Genomic DNA, 17,481 nt, shown 5'->3' on the forward strand with positions numbered 1-17,481 from the left:
GGATTGTTTTTTAGACCCGAGGTCACGCGAGTGGGTGGACTCTGTCCGTCGTCTCGGCGACCTGCTGCTGTTCGGCCATCTCGGCAACCACTGAATGTTCGTTCGGGCTGTCGCGCTCTCGGAGCGCCTGCTCCACGGCATCCTTCACCCGGTTCTCTTCGCGCACCTTCTGGCGACGGCCGCGACGACGAAGCAGGAGCACTGTCGCAACCACTGCAGCGGCGAGCAGGATCACGAGGGCCAGCAGGGTCCACGGCACAGCCCAGGTGCCCGAGCTGCTGAGTACTGATTCAACGGTGAGACCGGTATCTGCGGCCCCGGTGCTGGTAGTGACCACCTGCGGGGTGAGCTCGGCCGACGCGGTGAGCCAGAAGGCCGGAGCCACATCGGCCACATCGGCGGTCACTGTCCAGGTCTCACCTGGCATCAGTTCCGGGACAGCATCCACACCGCCCACCTCGCGCGGGAAGAGGCCGAAGGGTCCAGAGAGCGAAACGCTCTGTCCGGCCGACAGCCGCACATTTCCGGTGTTGTGGACGGTGTAGCTGACCGTGGCGTCGCCGGAGCCGAACGGGTTGAGCGTGCCGGAATAGGAGACGTGCAGGTCGTCGATGGCCAGCGCCGGCGTCAAGACACCACTGACGCGCAGATGAATCCGGACTCCCAGCCGCCGGTCGACCGAAATGCCCTGCTCTTCGCTGGGAGTGGAGAGTGATGTGACGATGCCGCCGACATAGTCGCCCGGTGTTGCATCAGCGGGCACAGTGACGGTGAAGGGAACCTCGGTCGAGGTGCCGGCGTCGATCGTGACGTGGCTGCTTTCGGCGGATACCCACGCGCCCAAGGCCACCGACGCGGTGTCTTTCGTCACCAGATCGAGCTGGCCGCTCGTCGTGGTGAAACCATCGGCTGCATAGACATCCAGCTCGAGCGCCTCGGTGTCGTGGTTGCTGATGACCAGAGAATCGGTCACCGTGGCGCCTGGATCGACGGCGTCGTAGTTGAAGTTCTGCCGGTTGACGTCCTGACCGGTGGTTCCGGTGCGCACGCCCCAGGTGACATCCCCTTCGGCGGCCATCGCCGTGCTGGCAGAACAGAGCCCCGCGAATACGAGAAATGCCGCGAGCACGATGCGAATCGGGGCTGCGGCTGTGGACCTGATGTCTGATGCTCGGCTGTGCATATCCTTTTTCCTCATGCAGTGGTGAAACGAGAAGCGGGAGGTCGGGGTGGATGCCGGTGGCACCCACCCCGACCGATGGAGCTGTGAAGCGGTGGTTCTGACGAGCGGCGGTTTGGCTAGCTCAGTGCGGTGAGCGTGAGCTGTGCCTTGTACGTGCCGTTGGTGGCGTCGACCGGGATCTTCAGATCCAGACCAGCCCCCAGCTTCGCGGTTCCGGTGGTGTGACCGGATGCCGCGTAACCGAGGGTTGACGAGGCCGAGAGGCCTTTGCCGCTGGTGTCGAAGCCCGAGCCGACCGTGGCGCCGGCAATGGCGTCGCCGCCTGCCTGGGTCACGAGCGGGGTCCAACCGAGGTAGCGACCCGAGAACGAGGCACCGCCTGCCGTGAAGTCGCTGACCTGAGCCGAGATCGACCACGCGGATGCTGCGGAGCGGGTGTCGGTGACACGGATCGGGTTGATCGTGCCTGTCGCGGCGAAGTGATCGCCAGACTCAACGGCGGTGCCGAGGTTGACCAGGCTGTTGGTGCCGTCGACGCTCCAGGTGAACTCCTCGGTTGCCGTCGCCGGAACGGTGACCTGCACCTCCTGGGAATCGGCCGACACGTCGGCGGCACGGCTCAGGCTGACCGAGTCGACAACGCTGTTCACGGGCTTCTCGGCGCCGTTGGCCTGGCTGCGCAGGGTCTTGACGGTGATGGCGCCCGCCGTCACCTCGACGGCGGTGTAGTTGCGTACCTTCTCCTGGTTGGCGACAGAGAGGTACTTGTAGCTCGGTGCTGCCGGGTTGAGGTCGTAGTACTTCGAACCGGATGCCGAGTTCGACGTCACGTACAGCACGCCTCCTGGACCTGCGACGACAGAGTCAGCGCCTGCTGCCTCTGCCGGGTTGGCGATCTCGCCGTTCTTCAGCAGGTACGTGCGGGCGTAGCTGTGGTCATGGCCCTGCAGGACCAGGTCGACACCCAGGTTCGAGATGGTTGTCGGCAGATCGTTGCGCCTCGTCGTTGCATCGCTGTCGGTGGCGTGCGGCCCTGACGAGTAGATCGAGTGGTGGAACGCGAGAACCTTCCACTTGGCCTGGGCGCCGTGCTCTGCGACGATCTGGGTCATCCAGGCGATGTGGGATGCATCGTTGAGGCTGTTGGAGTTGATGTCCATGAACAGCACGTCTTTGTAGATGAACCAGTAGTCGCCACCAGAGGTGGTGCCGGATGATGCCGGTCCGGCCGTGGTGGTGATGTTGGGCTGGGTGAAGTGCTGCATGTATGCCTTCGAGCCGACATCGTGGTTACCGATTGTCGAGACGAACGGAATCTGGCGCAGCTTGTCCGACTGCAAGAACGCGGTGTACTGCGCTTCATTGGCGGCAGTCTCCACCTGGTCGCCTGCGGAGAAGAGCATCTCGGCGTTCGGGTATGTCGCCGTCGCGACGTTGAGGGTATCGACCCAGCCCGCCGCGTCATTCGTCACGTTGCCGGATGATCCGAGCTGCGGGTCGCCGAAGAACAAGAAGTTGAAGTCGCCACTGAAGCTCTGCGTCTTGAATGTGTAGCTTTCCGACCAGTTGCCTTCGGTACCGACCCGGTACACGTATGAGGTGTTCTCCTTGAGGCCGGTGAAGGTGGTGGTGCGGCTGAACGCGCCGCTGGTTGTGGCACCGCCGGTCGCGGCGAAGCTGGTGTTCGTCGTCGGGAAGGCCCCGTCGACGACATTGGATGCCAGCGCGAGCTGGGCGACCTGGGTGGTGTCGGTTCCGCTGTACCAGGTGATGATGCGCTGGGCCTCTGTCGAGCCGACGCCGAGCACGATGGTTGCGGGCGCAGCATCCGCCGCACTAGCAGCGGTCGCCGTGAAGGCGCCGCAACCGGCGACGACGGCAAAACTGAGGAGCGCGGCCGCGAGACGCACCGACGTGCGGTTCTGCACGGGCGCCTGGACCTGTCTGGTCTTTTTTATCAACATGGGCTGTCATGCCTTCCGAATGTTGTGGGGTGAGGGAGCGCGAAAATTTCGGTCCGCACGGCATGGTGTTCTCGCCAGATGAATTGGTCTTGAACAACCGGAGTGGTGCCGGTGTCTCACGCCAGAAAGTATGGGGTCAACCGAGTCCGAGCATCCGCTGCCCGAACCAAAACAGGCCAATGAGCGCGACGATGGCGGCGAGAGAACCGCCCACCCACAGTGCGACGCGGGGAGCACGGCGTCGCAGCAACGTCAGCAGCGGGAAGATGATGGCGATGAGCCCGAGTTGCACGAACTCGATGCCGACGTTGAACACGAGTAGCGACCACAGCAGGGTCCACGACCAGGCCTCTTCGATGCCGAGGGCGCTCGCAAAACCCAGCCCGTGGATGAGGCCGAAGCAGAAGACGACCCCGAGCCGCGTCCAGTCGCGACGCTCCAGGCCCAGTCCCTGCCCCCGTCGTCGGCCGATCGTCGTCGGTTCGATGAGCAGGGCCTCAGCGGGTCGACGCCACAGTCCCCAGAGGTACCAGGCTGCGACGATAGCGATTGAGAGGGCGATGATCGGCTCGACGATGGACGTCGGCACCGAGACCAGCCCGAGTGCGGCCAACAGGAAGGTCAACGAGTGGGCCACCGTGAATGTAGTCGCCGCGAGCACGACATCACGAAGTCGCCGAGATCCGACGATGAGTGCAAGCAGGAACAGGATGTGGTCGAGGCCACCCAGCAGGTGCTCGGCCCCCAACAGGAAGAACTCAGCAAAGCGTTCAGTCCACGCCTGACCGGTGGAGAACGACGGGTTCTCGGCATCCAGGGCCGCACTGCCGGCGTGGCCGTTGAAGTCGTACGTGACGATGGTCGTCGTCCCTGTCACGTACCCTTCTGCATCGGGGAAGAGGGAGCTGCGCAGCTCGTATACCGGGTGATCGTTGCCAGCGGCCGCAGCCGTGCAGTCATAATCGAGAGTCAGCTGCGCGTATGGAACATCGTTTCGCTCAGTCATGGTGAAATCCCCGAGCTGCGCGGGCACGCAGCTGGTGCCCGCACTCGTCACCGCGAAGCGTTCGGTGACGTATGCAACGACTGACTCGGCGTGGCCATTGAGCGCGACTGCCTCATCGCCGCTCTCAAACAGATCCATTCCCTGCGTGAAGAAGTCGGGGTCGTCCTGCGAGTCGGCCGTGGAGACAACGAGCAAGTCGTACTCAAGTTCAATCGCTGCCGATACGTGATCGGCGGTGGGGGTGCTCGCATCGATATAGACGACAGAGGAGAAGCCGTGGGCCAGCGCGGGCGCCGCTGGCAGGATGCCGCAGAGAGCCACGGCAGCGGCCGCAATAGTGAGCGCAACGGCAGCGGGACGACGGGGGATGAAGCGCGAGAGTGCCATGGGATCCTTCGTTCTGGTTCGTGCACAGTGCACGAACCAGATGAACCGACAGCGCACGGCTGGCGAATAGCAGAAGAACACGACCGCCGGTGGCTGGGGTCATCCGCGGTCAGGTGCATATTGTTCGGATGACGTTCACGTCGAGAACACGGGATCGTCGCCATCTCGACCGGTCAGGTCGGCACTGTGTGTGGAGGTCAACGGGCGCCGAAGCTGCGCTCGCGTCGATGTCATCCGGGCCTGGTGGAGGAAGAATTCTGTGATTGGCAGACGTACGTTCGGCATTATCGCGATGGCTGTCGTGATCTGTGCATCCGTTTCAGGTTGTACGGCTAGCGCTCCTGCGCCGTCGACATCCGCTGACGCTGAGGCTGATGCGGCCGCCGTCGACATGCGGCCGCTCGGCACCGGATTCGTCGGCGCCACACCGCCGACACCCGAGGCGACAATCGATCCTGAGCCGGGTTCGTGGGACGGCGTCGTGCCACCCGCTGGCTACCGCGTGGTTCTTATCGCCGAGTCGAATGACGCAGCAGCCACAACCCTGTCAGCTGCGGTTAAGGAGTGGGCGACGCGTGAGAAGGTCGGTCTGACGCTGCTGACCGCGGCGGGCGACACTGAAGTCCTCGACCGTATTGATGAGGCTGTTGCGGTAACCCCCGACCTCGTGATCGGCGTGGGGGACGGCTTGATCGACATGTTCACGCTGTTGACGCCGCAACGGCTGGAACAGCAGTTCCTCATTCTGGGGGCCGAGCTTCCCGAACCCACCGCGAATGTGACATCCGTCATCTGGTCGGGGGCGACCTATCGAGGAACCGGCTTGTCGGCGTCTGGGGGCGTCGATGCAGCGACAGTCACGGTGGAGCGTGCCGACGAAGCCATCACCGCGGGCGTCGCCAGCGTGCTGCACGACCTCACCGGAATCGTGCTGAAGCTGGGGTAGGCGACATGCGCGCGGGCACATTCAGGTAATGCGCTGAGCCTCGCAGCTAACATGGCAAGGTGACGATAGCGACCCCGTATGAAGACCTTCTCCGCGACGTGCTGGCCAATGGCGCGCACAAGAGCGACCGCACCGGAACGGGCACACGAAGTGTCTTCGGCCGTCAGCTGCGATTCGACCTTTCAGAGGGTTTCCCGCTGATCACCACCAAGCGCGTTCACTTCAAGTCGATCGCCTACGAACTTCTGTGGTTCCTTCGCGGCGAGAGCAACGTGGCGTGGTTGCAAGAGAACGGTGTCAGCATCTGGAACGAGTGGGCGGATGCCGCCGGCGAGCTCGGTCCGGTTTACGGTGTGCAGTGGCGTTCATGGCCGACGGCGAGTGGCGAGCAGATCGACCAGATCTCCGAAGTCATCGAGGCCATCAAGACCACACCGGATTCCCGTCGCCTGATCGTGTCGGCGTGGAACCCCGCCGACATCCCGAACATGGCGCTTGCGCCCTGCCACGCACTGTTCCAGTTCTATGTGGCCGACGGCAAGCTGTCGTGCCAGCTCTACCAGCGCAGCGCTGATCTGTTCCTCGGCGTTCCTTTCAACATCGCCAGCTACGCGCTGCTCACCCACCTGGTTGCCGCGCAGACGGGTCTCGAGGTCGGCGACTTCGTCTGGACCGGTGGCGACTGTCACATCTACGACAACCATGTTGACCAGGTCACCGAGCAGCTGACGCGTGAGCCGTACCCGCTGCCGCAGCTGAAGATCCTGAACAAGCGTGAGAGCATCTTCGACTACGAGTACGACGACCTCGCGATCGAGAACTACCAGCACCACCCCGCCATCCGTGGCGCGGTCGCGGTATGACCGACGTAACCGCCCCGGCCGGTCTGAGCGCCCCGGCAGGTGTGACGATCGGGCTGATCTGGGCCCAGGCCGACGGTGGTGTCATCGGCAACGACGGCGTCATGCCGTGGCACGTTCCCGAAGACCTCGCGCACTTCAAGCAGGTGACCCTCGGCGCGCCCGTGATCATGGGACGCAAGACCTGGGACTCCCTGCCGCCGCGCTTCCGACCGCTGCCTGGCCGTCGTAACATCGTCGTCACCCGTCAAACCGACTGGCAGCAGCCGGACGTCGACGTCGTGCACTCGATCGATGACGCTCTGGTGCAGGCCGCCGCTGACGCCCCCGACGGAACCGTCTGGGTGATCGGTGGCGCACAGATCTACGCGGCGGTCATCGACCGCGCCGATGTGCTCGAGGTAACCGAGCTCCGAACATACGTCGACGGCGACACGGTTGCGCCGACAATCGATGCGACCTGGGCCGTCGAGTCGATCGATCCAGAAGATGACTGGCACACGTCGTCCGCTGGTCTCGACTTCCGCTTTGTGCGCTACGAGCGTGACTAAGAATTTCCCTTCCCGCGAAATCGGAGTTGTGGTCGTTTTGGGGCACTTATAACGACCACAACTCCGATCTCGCGGATTCAAAAGCGGCTCTTTCGCGGCGGCACAGGTCTAGCTGCGGAGGCACGCAGGTTCGTGTCGGATGCCCCGGGTAGAGTTGCCGAGTGAGTAGGAACGCTGAGCTGTCAAAGAACCCCGATGAGCTCACCCCGCCCTACGACTATTTCTCGGGCGACTACGTTCCTGACGACGCATACGCCCCCGACGACGCAGATGCTCCAGACGATTTTGGCGCACCGCCGCCGCCCGACTACGGGTATGAGTTCGCCGGTGGATCGAACGCCCGCGGTGGCCAGGGCGGCCAGAGCGGCGCGCGCGTCGGCAACGGCCAGCCAGGCAGTGGTCCCGTCGAATGGGGCCAGGCCGGTGCATCCGGTACGCGAGTATCTCAGCAGCAGGTGCATTCGCAGGCACCCCGCCAGCAGGCATCGGCAAAATTCGCCACCGCGGCCGAGGCGCTGCACACTGTTTTCGGATACGACTCGTTCCGCGGCGAGCAGGCGCAGATCATCGACCAGCTCATCGGTGGCGGCGACGCCGTCGTCCTGATGCCCACGGGTGGCGGAAAGAGCCTCTGCTACCAGATCCCGTCGCTCGTACGCGAGGGCACCGGCATCGTCGTCTCTCCGCTTATCGCACTGATGCAAGACCAGGTTGACGCCCTCACCGCCGTCGGCGTGCGTGCCGCCTTCCTCAATTCGAGCCAGGACGCTGCCACCCGCAACCAGGTCGAACGCGACTACGTCGCGGGCGCCCTCGACCTGCTCTACGTGGCTCCAGAGCGGTTGTCATCCGAGTCGACCAAGCAGTTCCTCGCCCGCGGCACCATTGCTCTGTTCGCCATCGACGAGGCGCACTGTGTGTCACAGTGGGGCCACGACTTCCGCCCCGACTACCTGGCGCTGTCAGAGCTCGCCGACCGCTGGCCCGACGTGCCGCGCATCGCGCTCACGGCGACGGCGACGGATGCCACGCACAAAGAAATCACCTCCCGTCTGCAGCTCGAGAAGGCCAAGCACTTCGTCGCCAGCTTCGACAGGCCGAATATCCAATACCGCATCGTCAACAAGGCTGAGCCGCGCAAGCAGCTGCTCTCCTTCATCAAGACGGAGCACCCGGATGATGCCGGCATCGTCTACGCACTCAGCCGCAAGTCGGTCGAGGCGACGGCCGAATTCTTGCAGGCCAGTGGCCTGAATGCGCTGCCGTACCACGCAGGCCTCGACGCCAACGTGCGTGCCCGCAACCAGGCACGCTTCCTCCGCGAAGACGGCGTGATCATCGTTGCCACCATCGCGTTCGGCATGGGCATCGACAAGCCTGACGTGCGTTTCGTCGCTCACATCGACCTGCCCAAGAGCGTCGAGGGTTATTACCAGGAGACGGGTCGCGCCGGTCGAGACGGCCTGCCATCCGCGGCCTGGCTCACCTACGGACTGCAGGATGTCGTGCAACAGCGCCGGATGATCGATGAGTCGCCCGGCGACCTCGCACATCGCCGCAAGTTGTCGGCGCATCTCGACGCCATGCTTGCGCTCTGCGAGACCGTCGACTGCCGCCGCGTCAATTTGCTGCGCTACTTCGGTCAGTCGAGTGCGCCCTGTGGCAACTGCGACACCTGCCTCACCCCACCGGAAGCATGGGACGGCACCGTTCCCGCCCAGAAACTGCTCTCCACGATCGTGCGTCTGCACCGCGAGCGCAACCAGCGTTTCGGCGCCGGTCACCTCGTTGACATCCTGCGCGGCAAGACCACCCCGCGCGTCACCCAGCACGGCCATGACCAGCTCGCGACCTGGAGCATCGGTGCCGACCTCAGCGACCACCAGTGGCGCGGGGTCGTGCGCCAACTGCTCGCGCAGGGCCTCATCGTCACCCAGGGCGAGTACGGAACGCTGGCGCTGACGGATGCCGCAGCCGAAGTTCTCGCCGGACGTCGCAGCGTCGACCTCCGCCACGAGCCAGAGCGACCCGAACGCGCGGAGCGCCCGGCTCGACGAACCGGTGCAGCGAAGAAGGCCGGTGCCGCCGACCTGTCTCCCGCTCAGGGAGAACTCTTCGAGGCGTTGCGTGCCTGGCGTTCAGCTGAGGCGCGCGAGCAAGGTGTTCCCGCCTATATCGTGTTCGGCGATGCAACCCTCGTCGCCGTTGCTGCCGCGAAACCGGCTAGCCTCGCCGATCTCGACGGCATCTCCGGCATCGGTGCGAAGAAGCTCGACTCCTACGGCGAGAAGCTGCTCGCAGTGGTGGCGGACGCCTCCTAGATTTCATGGCCGCAGTTCGGTGGTGCCCGTTCTGCCGGTTCCTGCGCTCTGCGGGCCCGTCGGTGCGCAGCTCCGCAGCTCCGTTGCTCCATTGACGCGTCGTGTGCATAAAACTCCTGCTATTTGTCGAAGTTGGCTGTTGGAACGGCCTGTATAGCCCGATTGAGAACGATCTGCAGGAGTTATGCACGCGGAGCCTATTCGGCCCGATGTCGCCGCCGCCGAATTCGGAACGTCTGCCCGTTGTCGCCGCCCCGCGCGGCCGTCACCGCCGTGCCGTTTCTCCGCTGTTCCGTTGTCCCGGTCTGTGTGTGCATAACTCCTGCAATTTGGCGAAGTCGGCCGCTGGAACGGCCGATTGGGCCCGATTGGGAACGATTTGCAGGAGTTATGCATGGGAAGCCACGTCCACCGTGCCGCGCTCGAACTTTGATGCGCAAGTGCCGTCGTCGGTCGTCCAAGCGGCAGCAGTCCGTCACCAGCGTCTGGGGTTCGACCCTACTCATGCATAACTCCTGCAATATGGCGCCGAAAGCCGTCACCGGTGCCGTTTCGGGGCCATCCGGAGCAAATTGCAGGAGTTATGCAGTGGGGAACCCGCCGCCGGGCCCCGGCCCGGCGAGTCACCAGGACAAGGACCGGCGCGCGCGACTGCGCAGCCGCGCGCGAGGGATAGCTCACTGGCGCGAGGGATAGCTCACTGGCGCGAGGGATAGCTCACTGGCGCGAGGGAGCAGCACCTGCTGAGCGGCAGGGCTGAGCGGCGGAGGGCGCTCCGCGAGGGCGAGGGCGTGGGCGAAGCCCCGGCTACGGCTTCCGCGGGTAGATCGTTTCGCCCCGCTCCAACATCGCCACGTACTCCGCGATCTTGCGGGCCCGAGTCTCGGCCCGCTTCACATTGCCGATACGAAACAGAATCGCGAAGCGATTCTGCCCGTCAAGCGTCGCGAAGAGAGCGGATGCCGCCGGCGCGGCAGCCAGCGCCGCCGCCAGGTCGTCGGGCACTTCGATCGTGCTTTGCGGAGCGTATGCTGCATCCCATCGCCCATCGCCCATTGGCCTTCGCCTTGTCGATCTCAGCCTGGCCGCTCGGAGACATGCGTCCGGCCTCGATGAGCTGGGCGACGCGTCCCTGATTGACCTGCGACCAGATGCTGCTTGGCCCTCTCGGCGTGAACAACTGCAGAAAATGCTCGTCGTCGAGCCGGGACCTCTGCCCGTCGATCCAGCCATAGCAGAGCGCGACTTCAACCGCTTCGAGATAGCTCGCGCTCGAGGCGGCAGCGCCCTTCTTCGCGATGGCCAACCGCACGCCCGGCGACGACGCCTGATTCTCGGCCAGCCAGGCTTCCCAGATCGAGGCATCGGCGCAAAACATGATTTCGCGCTGCACAGCCATCACGTCACCAGTTTCTGCAGCGTGCGCAGGTTGCGGGTCGTCGTCGTGGCCTTGTGCTTGCTGCGCGCCGTCTCTTTCGAGAAGGCACTGCCGAGGGTGTTTCCGCGTTCGACAGTCCAATAAATGACTCCGTCGCCGCCGCGAATGCTCTCTACCACCGGATCGAGCGTGGGCTGCAACGAGAGTAGCTCCGCTGCGAGGAGCGGATCCAGGGTGAAGATCACATACGGATGCCACCCTTCCTTCTCTGCGTCGAACGGAAAGTCGGCGATCACGCGGCGGATCACATCGAGGTCGAGTACGTGCACCCACGCCTGGTATCCGAATCGCTCGCTAAGCGCCTCTTCGATACGGGGCTTCAGCTCAGCGGCGGGCAGTGGGGAATCGAACAGCACGTTTCCACTGGCGAGCACTGTCTTCACGTTGTTCAGGTCGAGTGTCGTGAACGCGGATGCGACATCCGCCATCTTCATGTTCACGCCGCCGACGTTCACACCGCGCAGGAGGGCCACATATCGGGTCATGGAGTGAGGCTACCGGCAAGGCCCGACATTCAAAAGCGGTCGGAAAACAGGCACGAACCGGGTCGAGGGAGTGTCCCCAGACTGCGCTTAGTAGGAGATGAATATGGTCTGGGGTCTCGGCTTGAGGAAACCTACAGAACGAATGTCGCTCGCGGCATACTTTTTGTCGCGGTCGCACGCAGTATTTCCGGCCGGTGAGCCTCACCCGTAGCGTGGTGCGTAAAGCAGTTCGCGCGAAAGATTGAGGACCAAAGATGGTTGACACGACCCAGCGCCCGGCATTCGATTCTCCCTCGAATGCCGACGAGACGACAGCGACACAGACGGGCTCGGCTACGGCCGGCCGCGTCGATCCGAGTGTGGACACTGGCCCGATCAAGGTGGCCGGAGATCCGACAGCGCCCCATGTCGATGTTGCGCTGCTCGGCCGACAGCTGCTTGGAACCTGGGCGGATGTTCGTCTGGCTGCACGCAAAATGACCGCCAGGCCCGAGATGCAGCGCATCGAAGGCCAGTCGATGGCCGAGCACCGCAAGCGCGTGATGGTGCAGCTCAAGATCCTCGCCGACAACGGCCACGTGCACCGCGCGTTCCCGTCGTACCTCGGCGGCAACGACGATCACGGCGGCAACATTGCCGGGTTCGAAGAGCTGATCACTGCCGACCCCAGCCTTCAGATCAAGGGCGGCGTGCAGTGGGGCCTGTTCGGTGCCGCTGTGTTGCACCTCGGCACCAAGCCGCACCACGACGCGTACCTGCCCGGCATCATGAGCCTCGAGATTCCCGGGGCATTCGCCATGACCGAGATCGGCCACGGCTCGGATGTCGCGAGCATCGGCACGACAGCGACCTATGACGTCGACAGCGAAGAGTTCGTGATCAACACCCCGTTCCGCGCTGCGTGGAAGGACTACCTGGGCAATGCCGCGAAGGATGGCATCGCAGCTGTGCTCTTTGCGCAGCTCATCACTGCCGGCGTCAACCACGGCGTGCACGCCTTCTACCTGCCGATCCGCGATGAAAACGGCAACTTCCTGCCGGGCATCGGCGGAGAGGACGACGGTCTCAAGGGCGGATTGAACGGCATCGACAACGGTCGTCTTCACTTCACCAATGTGCGCATTCCTCGCACGAGTCTGCTCAACCGTTACGGCGATGTCGCTGCCGACGGTACGTACAGCAGCCCTATTTCCAGCCCGGGCCGCCGCTTCTTCACGATGCTCGGCACTCTGGTTCAGGGGCGTGTCTCCCTCGACGGATCAGCTGTTTCCGCCTCAGCTATGGCCCTTACCATCGCCATCACCTACGGCAGTCAGCGCCGGCAGTTCACCGCGGGCAGCGACACCGATGAAGAGGTCATCCTCGACTACCAGCGTCATCAGCGTCGACTCTTCCCTCGCCTGGCCACCACCTACGCGCAGACCTTTGCCCACGACGAGTTCCTGGTGAAGTTCGACGCCGTGTTCAGCGGCAAGGCAGACACCGACGACGACAGGCAAGACCTCGAGACCCTCGCGGCGGTCCTCAAGCCGCTGTCTACCTGGCACGCGCTCGACACGCTGCAGGAGTCCCGTGAGGCCTGTGGTGGAGCCGGCTTCATCGCCGCCAACCGCTTCGTCGGCCTGCGTGCAGACCTCGACGTCTTCGCGACGTTCGAGGGCGACAACAACGTGCTGCTCCAGCTCGTGGCCAAGCGACTGCTCACTGACTACAGCAAGCAGTTTGCCTCAGCGGATGCGGGTGCTCTCGCCCGCTTCGTCGTCAAGCAGGCGGCGGGCAAGGCGTACGCCGGCAGTGGACTCCGCACGCTCAGGCAGCTGGTTGCCGACCGTGGAGTGACCGCCAGGTCCGTCGGCGCACTCCGAGACGCCGATGTGCAGCACGAGCTGCTCACCGACCGGGTTGAGACGATGATTGCCGATATCGCTGCTCGGCTGCGTCCGGCGAGCAAGCTGCCCAAGAAGCAGGCTGCCGCTCTCTTCAATGCCAACCAGAACGCCCTCATCGAAGCGGCTCGCGCTCACGGCGAGCTGCTGCAGTGGGAAGCATTCACCCGCGCCCTCGAGAAGACAACTGATCCGGGCACCAAGCAGGTCCTCACCTGGTTGCGTGACCTCTTCGGGCTCGGCCTGATCGAGACGCACCTGGCCTGGTACCTGATGAACGGCCGAATGTCAGCCCCGCGTGCCCAGGCGGTCACCGCGTACATCGATCGCCTCATCGCGCGGCTCCGCCCACATGCCCTCGACCTTGTCGACTCGTTCGGCTACAGCCAGGAGCACCTGCGCGCACCGATCTCATCCGGCATCGAGAAGGAGCGCCAGGATGAGGCTCGCGAGTACTACCGCACGCTGCGCGCCAGCGGCACGGCCCCGGTTGACGAAAAGAAGCTGACCAAGAAGTCGCACGCCAAGAAGGCAGCTGGCGTCAAGAGCCCTGGTACCAAGTCCTCGAAGTAGGCAGGTCGCGGTCGGCAACCGACCGCGCTACCAGCCCTGGCTGAGCACCTCATCGAGAGCGTCGACGATAAAGTCGGCGCTCTCGATGCTGAGGCAGAGCGGCGGCTTCACCTTGAGCACGTTCTGGCGCTCCGAGGTGGGCTGCACGATCACGCCGAGTTCACGCATCCGCTCACAGATGGCTGCAGTCTCAGCGGTCGCCGGTTCACGGGTGGCCCTGTCGCGTACGAGTTCGATGCCGAGATAGAGGCCGAGGCCGTGCACGGCACCGATCAGCGGATGCCGGGTGGCCAGCTCTTCGAGCCGTCCCACCAGGTGTGCGCCGACGAGGTGGGCGTTCTGCTGCAGGCCGTCATCGCGGATGACGTCGAGCACCGCTATGCCGGCGACGCAGCTCACCGGGGTGCCGCCGGCCGAAGAGAAGAACGTGCCTTCGCGGGCGAGGGACTCGGCGATCTCTCTGCGGGTGATCACGGCCCCGAGTGGGTAGGCGTTGCCCATCATCTTGGCGATGGTGATGATGTCTGGCACGACGCCCTGCTGGTCGGCACCCCAGAAATACTCGCCGAGTCGGCCATAGCCCACTTGCACTTCGTCTGAGATGCACAGGCCACCTCGACGACGGATGTCTTCGTACACGCCGGCGAGATATCCGTCGGGCAGCAGCACCCCGCCGGCGTTGCCGAGCACCGGTTCGCAGATGAAACCGGCGATCTCTGTGTCGGTCTCGGCCAGCTCATCGAGCTGGCGCGTGAGGTCGGCCAGGTACGCGGCCGCGGCGTCAGGTCCGCGGTGGACGCCGCGATAGACGTTCGGCACGTCAGCGATCTGCACCCAGTCCGGCCGGTTGGAGAGGGCGAACGGATTGTCGTATGCCGAGGTTGAGACGGCATCGGAGGCCATCGTCCAGCCATGGTACGACTCACGGAGGGCGACGATGCTGCGCCGCCCGGTATGGATCTGGGCCAGCCGGAGCGCGAGATCGACAGCCTCGCTCCCGCTGTTCACCAGCAGCACCGTGTCGAGTGACGGGTCGGGAGCGAGCTCAACAAGACGTTCGCTGAGGTCGGCCAGCGCGCGATAGAGAAACCGGGAATTCGTGTTGAGCAGACGCAGCTGCGAAGTGACCGCCGCGGTGAATCGCGGGTGGCTGTGGCCGATGCCCGACACGTTGTTCACCAGATCGACGTACGCCTTGCCCGTTGTGTCGACCAGGAACTCCTGCCATCCGCGCTCGATCTCAGGCGGGTTCTCGTAGTAGCGCTCCTGCGCCGCGGCAAACACCGCAGCCCGGCGCTCGCTCTCACGCGCCGGATCGAACGGAGACACGTACGGCGCCAGGCCCAGAAGCGAAGCCGGGTCGATGGCCAGGTCGAGCCAGCCGATGGATCTGGCCTCCGAGACGAACTCAGGGGGATCGAGGTGAGCGGATGCCAGCCGTTGCACGCGGATCCGGCCGAGGCGCGTGGCATCCGGTGCCGGGTCGTCGAGGGAGGGCTGCGCGGTTCCGAGATGCTGGCCGGTACTGACGCTTTCGCCAGCGCGTAGTTCGGGGAGGAATCCGCGAACTCGAAGCACGGTGCCCGGCGCAACCAGGAGGACACCGTCAGATTCGACCGCTGCGACCTGCGCCGTAATCGGAGAGACGATTCCGCGGCCGGGCAGTACGAAGAACTCGGTGACCAGGGCGACGGTTGCCTGTTCATCTCGTGAGTGAACGCGCGTGCGGGTGAGCCGCCGTTGGCCGTATGGCGCGACGGCAACTGCGGCGCCACAACGAGTGAGAGCGGCGCGGGCCAGGGTCCACTCGATGTCCGGCTGCTGCCAGAGCCCATCTGCCAGGTCAGGACTCGTCACGGTGAAGTCCAAAACGGTGACGTCGGGCACAGTGAAGTCGGGTGCCACGCCGGTGATCAGGCTGCCGGACTGAACGCCAGCAGAAGTCCCCGCCGACTGCGGGAACAACGGTTCGCGTCCCAGCCGCCGCCGGATCGCTGATTCAGCTTCGTCCCAGCCGATGGCTGACGCGAGGGCAAAGACGTCCCACTCACCAGACATCCGCTCTTCGGCGTAGTCGTTGCCGCTGTCGATCTGCACCTGGTGCTCGCCGCTGACCACCAGCACGGCTCCACGCAGCACGACGAGCGGCCAGAGTGCGCTGATCTCGGCATTCGACAACGGCACAACGGCGTCGAAGGCGGCGATCGCGTCGAGCACTGCCCACGGATTCCGCGGCACATGCGGCAGCACGGATGACACGGTCACGGCGAGTTCCGCGACAAGCCAGCCGAGCGCGAGATCGCCGAAGTCGATCACGCCGATCGGGGTGTACCTTTCGTCGTCCCGCACAGCACAGATCACGTTGTCGTCGGTGATATCCCCGTGGATCGGCTGCACGCGAAGCGCAGGCTGCACCGACGCCAGCCGATCGGCAGCGCTGTCAGAGAGCTCGCGTACGCGTGCACGTTTGGCCTCATCGGGCACATGGGAGATGAGCTGGTCGATCACCCGCGCGGCCTGGCGCATGTCCCACTGCAGGATGCGGTCGAGATTGTCGTGGGGAAGGTCGGCGAGTTCGCGAGCGAGCGTGCCGGACAGGGCGCCGAGAGCAGTGATCGCCACGTGATCGAGGTGACCGCGCTCGGCCAGCGGTGGGCCCTCGACATACGTGAACATGCGCACCGGGAGGCTGGTACCGCCGAGAGCCCACTGCTGTCTGGTGCGCCCATCGAGGCCGACAACCGGTACCGGAACCACCACGCCACGCGCACTCACGTGGCTGAGCGCGGCATCCTGCACCGCCAGCTCGCCAGGGGTGAATGCGGCATTGTCGAATTTCAGCAGGTAGCGGATGCCGTCACCCGGATCGATCCGATAGTTCCGATCCTGCTGGCTCCCCATCTCGCGCGCCGTTCCGGAGATACCGAACAGCTGAGCCGCGGCGACGACGGCATCCGCTTCGGTGACAGCGGGACGGATCAGCTGCACCCCATCGAAAAAGTCGAATGCCACTCGGCGTCTCCTTGCGTTCGATGGCCAACCCAGAATCCGAGACCACCCTATGCCCCGGACGGCACAGGGCCGGGGTTCGCGGCACCCACGCATACCTCTTGTGGAGCCGCCAGTCGCGGCACTAGTGTCTCAGCATCACTGAACACTCTGTTCAGTCGAGCGCTCAGGCTGTTCAGTGGAGCGGCAAGCGAATCCGGAGGTGCGGAAATGGCGCCAGATGAGCACGCTGTCGCCTCGATCACCGACCCCGACGCCAGCCCCGACGCCGACCTCGGCCGGCGGGTCCGCCAGTTCCGCGAGCTGCGTGGCATGAGCGTCCGTGGCCTCGCCAGTGCCGCTCTGGCGTCAGCCCGAGCTTCCTCAGCCAGCTGGAGAATCACCACACCAGCGCCAGCGTCGCCTCGCTGCGCAAGCTGGCTGAGGCATTGGGCGTCTCGGTCGCCGAGCTGATCGACTCCGGCAGCGGCCACAGTCGCGGGGTGCTGCGCGCGGCCGATCGTCCCAGCTACCCGACGGGAACCGGCGCGAAGAAGTACGTGGTGTCCCGGCCGCCGATGCGCAATCTCGAGGTGTACTCCGGGGTCTTCGAGCCCACTGGCACCACAGGGGATGACGCATACAGCCACGGCCGCTCGCAGGAGATCTTCATCGTCATCCGTGGCGAGATCGAGCTTGTGCTCGGTGATGAGACGCATCGCCTTGCCGGGGGCGACTCGATCGAGTACCTGAGTTCGGTTCCGCACAAGGCATCGAACATCGGCCGAGACATCGCAGAGGTGATCTGGATCACCTCTCCGCCCACCGAGAGCACCCACGCCTGACCCCACCCCACCCCACCCCACCCCACCCCACCCCACCCCACCCCACCC

At 64.8% G+C, this 17,481-nt stretch carries 13 protein-coding genes; 6 read left to right on the plus strand and 7 right to left on the minus strand.

What is annotated here, in order from left to right:
• Nucleotides 1-22: 22 nt before the first annotated feature.
• The 3 genes from ACMT3I_RS16025 to ACMT3I_RS16035 form a co-directional block, all read right to left on the minus strand.
• Entirely contained in the window at nucleotides 23-1,183 is a 1,161-nt protein-coding gene (locus tag ACMT3I_RS16025) for a WxL protein peptidoglycan domain-containing protein (protein WP_414805519.1), read from the minus strand.
• Nucleotides 1,184-1,299: 116 nt separating this feature from the next.
• Nucleotides 1,300-3,147 (minus strand): fibronectin type III domain-containing protein, encoded by a 1,848-nt coding sequence (locus ACMT3I_RS16030; protein WP_414805520.1) that lies wholly within the window; start codon nucleotides 3,145-3,147, stop codon nucleotides 1,300-1,302.
• Nucleotides 3,148-3,283: 136 nt separating this feature from the next.
• A complete protein-coding gene (locus tag ACMT3I_RS16035) occupies nucleotides 3,284-4,540 on the minus strand; it encodes a HupE/UreJ family protein (protein ID WP_414805521.1) in 1,257 nt (418 codons plus the stop codon).
• Nucleotides 4,541-4,799: 259 nt separating this feature from the next.
• On the opposite strand from ACMT3I_RS16035, the gene ACMT3I_RS16040 reads away from it, so the two are divergent.
• The 4 genes from ACMT3I_RS16040 to recQ all read left to right on the plus strand — a co-directional run bounded on the left by ACMT3I_RS16040 (nucleotide 4,800) and on the right by recQ (nucleotide 9,218).
• Nucleotides 4,800-5,486 (plus strand): BMP family ABC transporter substrate-binding protein, encoded by a 687-nt coding sequence (locus ACMT3I_RS16040; protein WP_414805522.1) that lies wholly within the window; start codon nucleotides 4,800-4,802, stop codon nucleotides 5,484-5,486.
• 59 nt (nucleotides 5,487-5,545) lie between these two features.
• Nucleotides 5,546-6,349 carry a thymidylate synthase gene (locus ACMT3I_RS16045; RefSeq protein ID WP_414805523.1) on the plus strand — a complete coding sequence of 268 codons (804 nt, stop codon included), beginning with the start codon at nucleotides 5,546-5,548 and terminating at the stop codon, nucleotides 6,347-6,349.
• Nucleotides 6,346-6,897: a dihydrofolate reductase gene (locus ACMT3I_RS16050; RefSeq protein WP_414805524.1), complete on the plus strand. Its 552-nt coding sequence runs from the start codon at nucleotides 6,346-6,348 to the stop codon at nucleotides 6,895-6,897. The genes ACMT3I_RS16045 and ACMT3I_RS16050 overlap by 4 nt, the downstream gene beginning before the upstream one ends.
• Nucleotides 6,898-7,352: 455 nt before the next feature.
• A complete protein-coding gene (recQ, locus tag ACMT3I_RS16055; RefSeq protein ID WP_414805533.1) occupies nucleotides 7,353-9,218 on the plus strand; it encodes a DNA helicase RecQ in 1,866 nt (621 codons plus the stop codon).
• Between the two features lie 807 nt (nucleotides 9,219-10,025).
• Here recQ and ACMT3I_RS16060 read toward each other — a convergent pair.
• From ACMT3I_RS16060 to ACMT3I_RS16070, 3 genes are read right to left on the minus strand one after another with little or no spacing between them, the layout of a single operon-like run.
• Nucleotides 10,026-10,274 (minus strand): YdeI/OmpD-associated family protein, encoded by a 249-nt coding sequence (locus ACMT3I_RS16060; protein ID WP_414805525.1) that lies wholly within the window; start codon nucleotides 10,272-10,274, stop codon nucleotides 10,026-10,028.
• On the minus strand, nucleotides 10,156-10,620 hold the full coding sequence (locus ACMT3I_RS16065) for a YdeI/OmpD-associated family protein (protein WP_414805535.1): 465 nt from the start codon (nucleotides 10,618-10,620) through the stop codon (nucleotides 10,156-10,158). The genes ACMT3I_RS16060 and ACMT3I_RS16065 overlap by 119 nt, the downstream gene beginning before the upstream one ends.
• On the minus strand, nucleotides 10,617-11,141 hold the full coding sequence (locus tag ACMT3I_RS16070; protein WP_414805526.1) for a DUF1697 domain-containing protein: 525 nt from the start codon (nucleotides 11,139-11,141) through the stop codon (nucleotides 10,617-10,619). The genes ACMT3I_RS16065 and ACMT3I_RS16070 overlap by 4 nt, the downstream gene beginning before the upstream one ends.
• A 254-nt stretch (nucleotides 11,142-11,395) precedes the next feature.
• On the opposite strand from ACMT3I_RS16070, the gene ACMT3I_RS16075 reads away from it, so the two are divergent.
• A complete protein-coding gene (locus ACMT3I_RS16075) occupies nucleotides 11,396-13,600 on the plus strand; it encodes an acyl-CoA dehydrogenase (RefSeq protein WP_414805527.1) in 2,205 nt (734 codons plus the stop codon).
• Nucleotides 13,601-13,627: 27 nt separating this feature from the next.
• Here the strand turns inward: ACMT3I_RS16075 and ACMT3I_RS16080 are convergent, their stop codons facing one another.
• Entirely contained in the window at nucleotides 13,628-16,612 is a 2,985-nt protein-coding gene (locus ACMT3I_RS16080; RefSeq protein ID WP_414805528.1) for an aminotransferase, read from the minus strand.
• A 425-nt stretch (nucleotides 16,613-17,037) separates the two neighbouring features.
• On the opposite strand from ACMT3I_RS16080, the gene ACMT3I_RS16085 reads away from it, so the two are divergent.
• Nucleotides 17,038-17,433, plus strand: coding sequence for a cupin domain-containing protein (locus ACMT3I_RS16085; RefSeq protein ID WP_414805529.1), 396 nt, complete (start codon nucleotides 17,038-17,040; stop codon nucleotides 17,431-17,433).
• Nucleotides 17,434-17,481: the final 48 nt, after the last annotated feature.

The organism is Leifsonia sp. A12D58, assembly GCF_047530025.1.
In the GTDB taxonomy this organism is placed as follows: Bacteria; Actinomycetota; Actinomycetes; order Actinomycetales; family Microbacteriaceae; genus Cryobacterium.

Coding starts and splice junctions, on each gene's coding strand:
- ACMT3I_RS16060 (WP_414805525.1), bottom strand. CDS start 10,274: ATGGGCGATGGGCGATGGGATGCAGCATACGCTCCGCAAAGCACGATC.
- ACMT3I_RS16025 (WP_414805519.1), bottom strand. CDS start 1,183: ATGCACAGCCGAGCATCAGACATCAGGTCCACAGCCGCAGCCCCGATT.
- ACMT3I_RS16050 (WP_414805524.1), top strand. CDS start 6,346: ATGACCGACGTAACCGCCCCGGCCGGTCTGAGCGCCCCGGCAGGTGTG.
- ACMT3I_RS16030 (WP_414805520.1), bottom strand. CDS start 3,147: ATGTTGATAAAAAAGACCAGACAGGTCCAGGCGCCCGTGCAGAACCGC.
- ACMT3I_RS16070 (WP_414805526.1), bottom strand. CDS start 11,141: ATGACCCGATATGTGGCCCTCCTGCGCGGTGTGAACGTCGGCGGCGTG.
- ACMT3I_RS16075 (WP_414805527.1), top strand. CDS start 11,396: ATGGTTGACACGACCCAGCGCCCGGCATTCGATTCTCCCTCGAATGCC.
- ACMT3I_RS16035 (WP_414805521.1), bottom strand. CDS start 4,540: ATGGCACTCTCGCGCTTCATCCCCCGTCGTCCCGCTGCCGTTGCGCTC.